This is a genomic window from Mesorhizobium sp. M5C.F.Ca.IN.020.32.2.1, assembly GCF_004023105.1.
Classification (GTDB): Bacteria; Pseudomonadota; Alphaproteobacteria; order Rhizobiales; family Rhizobiaceae; genus Mesorhizobium; species Mesorhizobium wenxiniae.
The window spans coordinates 1-1,162 of the sequence record NZ_RZSX01001314.1; the positions used below are offsets into that span (position 1 = coordinate 1).

At 61.6% G+C, this 1,162-nt stretch carries 1 protein-coding gene; it reads left to right on the forward strand.

Annotated elements, in window-relative coordinates; translation table 11 throughout:
• Positions 1-64 precede the first annotated feature (64 nt).
• Positions 65-1,060 carry a lipid A biosynthesis lauroyl acyltransferase gene (locus EOA86_RS35595; RefSeq protein WP_128345732.1) on the forward strand — a complete coding sequence of 332 codons (996 nt, stop codon included), beginning with the start codon at positions 65-67 and terminating at the stop codon, positions 1,058-1,060.
• Positions 1,061-1,162 lie beyond the last annotated feature (102 nt).

A 1,162-nucleotide genomic window follows, 5' to 3' on the forward strand; every position in this document is an offset into this window, starting at 1 on the left:
GCAAGATCATCCTGCGCGTCGGCTGATCATTGATGTTGCTGTCTAAAAACATCATGGGCTAGGAATGGTCTGCAACGCCTTCAGGAAGCTCCGCCGGGACTTGGCGTTCCGCCACGGCAGGCGGCTGCGCCAGTTCAACTATTGGCTGCTTGCGCGCGTCGCGATGACGATAATTTGGCTGCTGCGTCTGCTGCCGGTCGACAGCGCGCTCAATTTCGCCGACCGAGCCGCCCGCCGCATTGGTCCGTGGGTGGGACGCCACAACGTCGCCATCGCCAATCTGCGCAACGCATACCCCGAAAAGAGCGACGGCGAAATCCGGGCCATCGCGTCCGATATGTGGGGCAACATGGCTCGGCTCGCCGCGGAATACATCTTTCTCGACGCCCTGTTCGACTACGATCCCGCCGCGACGAAACCGGGCCGCATCGAGGTCAAGGGGATCGAGCACTTCGTGCATATCGCCGAGGAACCGAAGCCGCATATCATCTTCACCGGGCATCTCGGCAATTTCGAACTGCTTCCGGTGGCGGCAGCCACTTTCGGCATGAACATCACGGCGCTGTTTCGCCCGCCCAACAACCCCTACCTTGCCGACTACATCCTCTCGACTCGTCGCTCGACCATGGGATCGCTTCTGCCCTCCTCGACCGGCGCTTCATTCGCGCTGGCGGCCATTCTGGAGAAAGGCGGCAATATCGGCGTGCTCGTCGACCAGAAATTCTCGAGCGGGCTCGAAACGACATTCTTCGGCCGCCCATGCGAGAGCAACCGGGTTCTGGGCACCCTGGCGCGGCACTATGACTGCGATGTCTATCCGGCGCGCTGCGTGCGCTTGCCCGGCAACCGCTTCCGGCTCGAGATCGAGGACAGACTGGCCTTGCCGCGCACCGCCGGCGGCAGTGTCGACGTCCACGGCACCACCCAGCTGCTCAACGACGTGGTCGAGCGCTGGGTGCGCGAGGATCCAGGCCAGTGGATGTGGTTCCACAAAAGGTGGGAAATCAGCGGCCCGCGCAGAAAGCGTCAAAAGGCGAGACAGCGCGGCGAAGCGGCCTGAAGCGGCAAGTATTGAGATGCAGCGCAAGCGTGAAGTGATTGCCCTGCAACTATGGGTAGTTTCGACTTGACTAGTGACGGCAGTTATGCTAGGAATTTAAGC